This window comes from Streptomyces sp. MnatMP-M17 (assembly GCF_900091995.1).
Taxonomy (GTDB): domain Bacteria; phylum Actinomycetota; class Actinomycetes; order Streptomycetales; family Streptomycetaceae; genus Streptomyces.
The window spans coordinates 1-4094 of sequence record NZ_FMDK01000447.1; the positions used below are offsets into that span (position 1 = coordinate 1).

General features: G+C 69.6%; 4 protein-coding genes and 2 pseudogenes. 5 read left to right on the forward strand and 1 reads right to left on the reverse strand.

The annotated features are described in order from the left end of the window. A pseudogene (locus tag GA0115259_RS20180) lies at nucleotides 1-552 on the reverse strand (ABC transporter permease); the annotation flags it as partial. Nucleotides 553-751: 199 nt separating this feature from the next. On the opposite strand from GA0115259_RS20180, the gene GA0115259_RS20185 reads away from it, so the two are divergent. From GA0115259_RS20185 to GA0115259_RS20205, 5 genes and pseudogenes are all read left to right on the forward strand, one after another. Next, complete coding sequence (locus GA0115259_RS20185; protein WP_093599019.1) at nucleotides 752-1393, forward strand: TetR/AcrR family transcriptional regulator; 642 nt, start codon at nucleotides 752-754, stop codon at nucleotides 1391-1393. A 135-nt stretch (nucleotides 1394-1528) separates the two neighbouring features. After that, nucleotides 1529-1831, forward strand: a complete 303-nt coding sequence (locus GA0115259_RS20190; RefSeq protein WP_093599022.1) for an urease subunit gamma — start codon at nucleotides 1529-1531, stop codon at nucleotides 1829-1831. Nucleotides 1832-1844: 13 nt separating this feature from the next. After that, the gene (locus tag GA0115259_RS20195) at nucleotides 1845-2156 is read left to right on the forward strand and encodes an urease subunit beta (protein WP_093599025.1); all 312 of its coding nucleotides are present in this window, start codon (nucleotides 1845-1847) and stop codon (nucleotides 2154-2156) included. Beyond that, on the forward strand, nucleotides 2149-3870 hold the full coding sequence (locus GA0115259_RS20200; protein ID WP_093599028.1) for an urease subunit alpha: 1722 nt from the start codon (nucleotides 2149-2151) through the stop codon (nucleotides 3868-3870). Before GA0115259_RS20195 ends, GA0115259_RS20200 begins: the two co-directional genes overlap by 8 nt. Continuing rightward, a pseudogene (locus GA0115259_RS20205) lies at nucleotides 3870-4094 on the forward strand (urease accessory protein UreF); the annotation flags it as partial. The gene GA0115259_RS20200 and the pseudogene GA0115259_RS20205, both read left to right, overlap by 1 nt.

A 4094-nucleotide genomic window follows, 5' to 3' on the forward strand; every position in this document is an offset into this window, starting at 1 on the left:
CGCTCCCAGCCAGCTGTCCGCCACCGCGGTGGCGGCGATTCCGACCAGCGCCGCCGCGCCGGCCAGCGTGACCGCGGCCCGCGCACCACGCAGCCCCAGCAAGGCCACCACCGCGCCGGTCGCGACACCGGCCAGCGACATCGGCAGGACGCTCGCTCCCAGCACACTGCCCCGGGGATCCCCGGCGGGCGCCGGGACGACATTGGTCACCGGTACCTCAGCGCCGGCCGGCGCCTGGGCCGTCACCGCCTGGGTGAGCAGCTGGGCGACCAGCGGGCTCGCCGCCGTCGCCGTCAGCAGCCGCGTCCCCTCCGGAGTGACCACCACCGCGCCGTATACGACCCGGTCCTCGACGGCCGTACGGGCGGCGGCCTCGTCGTTGTAACGGTGGACGTCGAAGGCCCCCTCCTGCCGCTCGAATCCCTGCTCCAACTGGCCCACGGCTGCGGCCGGTCCGGCTATGCCGACCAGCAGGTCGCGTGGGGCGATACGGGCGGCGGGCCAGGCGAAGGCCCAGAGCGCCAGCGTCACGGCGACGGGAATCAGGACCATCACCGCGATCATCCGCCGTGTTGTCGCGGTACCGGACCCGGCCGGAGCGGACATACTGCGCCTCGATTCAGAGTTCATGAGGAGTCGAAGGAGCCGAAGGGCTCGAAGTAAAGAGAAGGATCGTTCGTTTTGCTTGTGGCCACTGTCTCCACGCGGTGTGACGCTTGTCAAGAAGGAATGTTCGTTTTACATTGGCCGCATGGCCCGCGTATCCCAGGAACACCTCGACGCCCGACGCCGGCAGATTCTCGACGGCGCCGCGCACTGCTTCGCCCGTAACGGCTTCCACGCCACCTCGATGCAGGACGTCCTGCGCGAGGTCGATCTCTCCGCGGGCGCCGTCTACCGCTACTTCAGCGGCAAGGAGGAGCTGATCGGGGCCATCGTCACCGAGGTGCTCGACGAGATCGGGGACGCCTTCGAGGCGGCGGCGCTGCGGCAGCCGCCGGAGAGCCCCGACATACTGGTCGAACAGGTGATGCGCCGGGTGCTGGCCACCGGCGTCGCGGTCAGGTCGGGCGGTCCGGCCGGCATGGCGCGGCTGCTCATCCAGGTGTGGACCGAGACGCTGCGCAACGAGGAGCTGGCGGCGGTGCTGCGTGGCGGATACGAGAAGGTCCGCGACGCCTGGACCAAGGTGGTGGAGGCCTATCAGGAGGCCGGGCTGATGCGCGCGGACATCCCCGCGGGCGATGTCGCCAGGATCATGATCGCCACCTGTCAGGGCTTCGCCGCTCAGCAGGCGCTCTTCGGAGAGGTGCCCATCGAGGCGCTCCAGAACGGCGTACGGGCCCTGATGTCCATGGGCGCGCCGTCCGCCGTCGGATCTGGGATCAGTTAACGCGCCGGAAAAACTTCCGCCCTAACGTGCGGACCCTGGCCCCGTGCGTACCGTTGCGATTCAACAGAGTGTTGATGTTGGCTGGGGTTCCGCTGCGCCCGGCCGTCACCGGGCCGGAGACGATGAGGTGGAAGCGTGCAACTGACCCCGCACGAACAGGAACGCCTGCTCATCCATGTGGCCGCGGATGTCGCGACCAGGCGCAGGGCGCGTGGGCTGCGGCTCAACCACCCGGAGGCGGTCGCCCTGATCACCGCGCACATCCTCGAAGGCGCCAGGGACGGCCGTACCGTCGCCGAACTGATGGCATCGGGACGGAAGGTGCTCGGCCGGGCCGATGTCATGGAAGGCATTCCCGAGATGATCCATGACGTCCAGGTGGAGGCCACCTTCCCGGACGGCACCAAGCTCGTCACCGTCCATGATCCGATCGTGTGAGACAGGAGCGCCGATGATTCCCGGAGAGATCCTGTACGCCGACGAGCCCGTGGCCCTCAACGAGGGCCGCGAGGTCACCCGGCTCACCGTCCTCAATGTCGCCGACCGCCCTGTCCAGGTCGGCTCCCACTACCACTTCGCCGAGGCCAATCCCGGTCTGGAGTTCGACCGCGCCGCCGCGCGCGGCAAGCGGCTGCATATCGCCGCGGGCACCGCCGTGCGCTTTGAACCCGGAATTCCCGTCGACATCGCACTCGTACCTCTCGCCGGTCTGCGTGTCGTACCGGGACTGCGCGGAGAGACCGGAGGTCCTCTCGATGACTGAGCTGTCCCGCGCCGTGTACGCGGATCTCTTCGGCCCCACCACCGGCGACCGGATCAGGCTCGCCGACACCGAGCTGTTCGTCGAGATCGAGGAGGACCGCTCCGGCGGGCCCGGACGCGCCGGGGACGAGGCGGTGTTCGGCGGCGGCAAGGTGATCCGCGAGTCGATGGGCCAGTCCCGTACGACACGGGCCGAGGGCGCGCCCGACACCGTGATCACCGGCGCCCTGATCATCGACCACTGGGGCATCGTCAAGGCCGACATCGGAGTACGGGACGGCCGGATCACCGGGATCGGCAAGGCGGGCAATCCCGACACCATGGACGGTGTCCATCCCGATCTGGTCATCGGTCCCGAGACCGAGGTCATCGCGGGCAACGGGAAGATCGTCACCGCCGGAGCGATCGACGCGCATGTCCACTTCATCTCGCCGACCATTGTCGACCAGGCGCTGGCGACCGGCGTGACCACTCTGGTCGGCGGCGGTACGGGACCGGCCGAGGGCACCAAGGCCACCACCGTCACGCCCGGGGCCTGGCATCTCGCCCGGATGTTCGAGGCGTTGGAGACCTTCCCGGTCAATATCGGTCTGCTCGGCAAGGGCAACACCATGTCGCGCGAGGCGATGCGCGCCCAACTGCGCGGCGGCGCGCTCGGGTTCAAGATCCATGAGGACTGGGGCGCCACACCGGCCGTCATCGATGCCTGTCTGAGCGTCTGCGAGGAGTCCGGCGCCCAACTCGCCATCCACACGGACACCTTGAACGAGGCGGGCTTCGTCGGGGACACCCTCGCGGCCATCGCGGGACGCACGATCCACGCGTACCACACGGAGGGCGCGGGCGGCGGGCACGCGCCGGACATCATCACCGTCGTCAGCGAGCCGTACGTACTGCCCAGCTCCACCAATCCGACCCGGCCGCACACCGTCAACACCATCGAGGAACACCTCGACATGCTGATGGTCTGTCACCATCTCAACCCGGCCGTGCCCGAGGACCTCGCCTTCGCCGAGTCCCGTATCCGGCCCTCCACCATCGCCGCCGAGGACATCCTGCACGACCTCGGCGCCATCTCGATCATCTCCTCCGACGCCCAGGCCATGGGCCGCGTGGGCGAGGTGATCATGCGGACCTGGCAGACCGCGCATGTGATGAAGAAGCGCCGTGGCGCGCTGCCCGGCGACGGCCGGGCCGATAACCACCGCGCACGCCGCTATGTCGCCAAATACACCATCAACCCGGCGATCGCCCAGGGCCTCGACCAGGAGATCGGCTCCGTCGAGACCGGCAAGCTCGCCGATCTGGTGCTCTGGGACCCGGCGTTCTTCGGTGTGAAGCCCCAACTCGTCATCAAGGGCGGACAGATCGCGTACGCGCAGATGGGCGATGCCAACGCCTCCATCCCGACTCCCCAGCCGGTGCTGCCGCGCCCGATGTTCGGCGCGCTCGGCCGGGCAGCGGCGGCGGGCTCGCTCAACTTCGTCGCGGAGGCGGCGATCGAGGACGGGCTGCCCGAACGGCTCGCTCTGGCCAAGGAGTTCGTACCGATCGGGAACACCCGGCGGATCACCAAGGCCGATATGCGGGAGAACGACGCACTGCCACGGGTCGAGGTCGACGCGGACACCTTCACGGTGACCATCGACGGCGAGCCGGTGGAGCCCGCGCCCGCCGCCGAACTCCCGCTCGCCCAGCGCTACTTCCTCTTCTGATGAGCGCGCCATCGGCCCCGACGAGCCGCGCCGCACTACTGGTGCTCGCCGACGGACGGTTCCCGGCCGGCGGCCATGCCCACTCGGGCGGCGCGGAGGCGGCCGTCAGGGCGGGCAGGATCCGTGACGCCCAGGACCTGGCCGTCTTCTGCCGGGGACGGTTGCACACCACCGGACTGACCGCGGCGGCGCTGGCCGCCGCGGCGGCCCGGGGGCTGGATCCG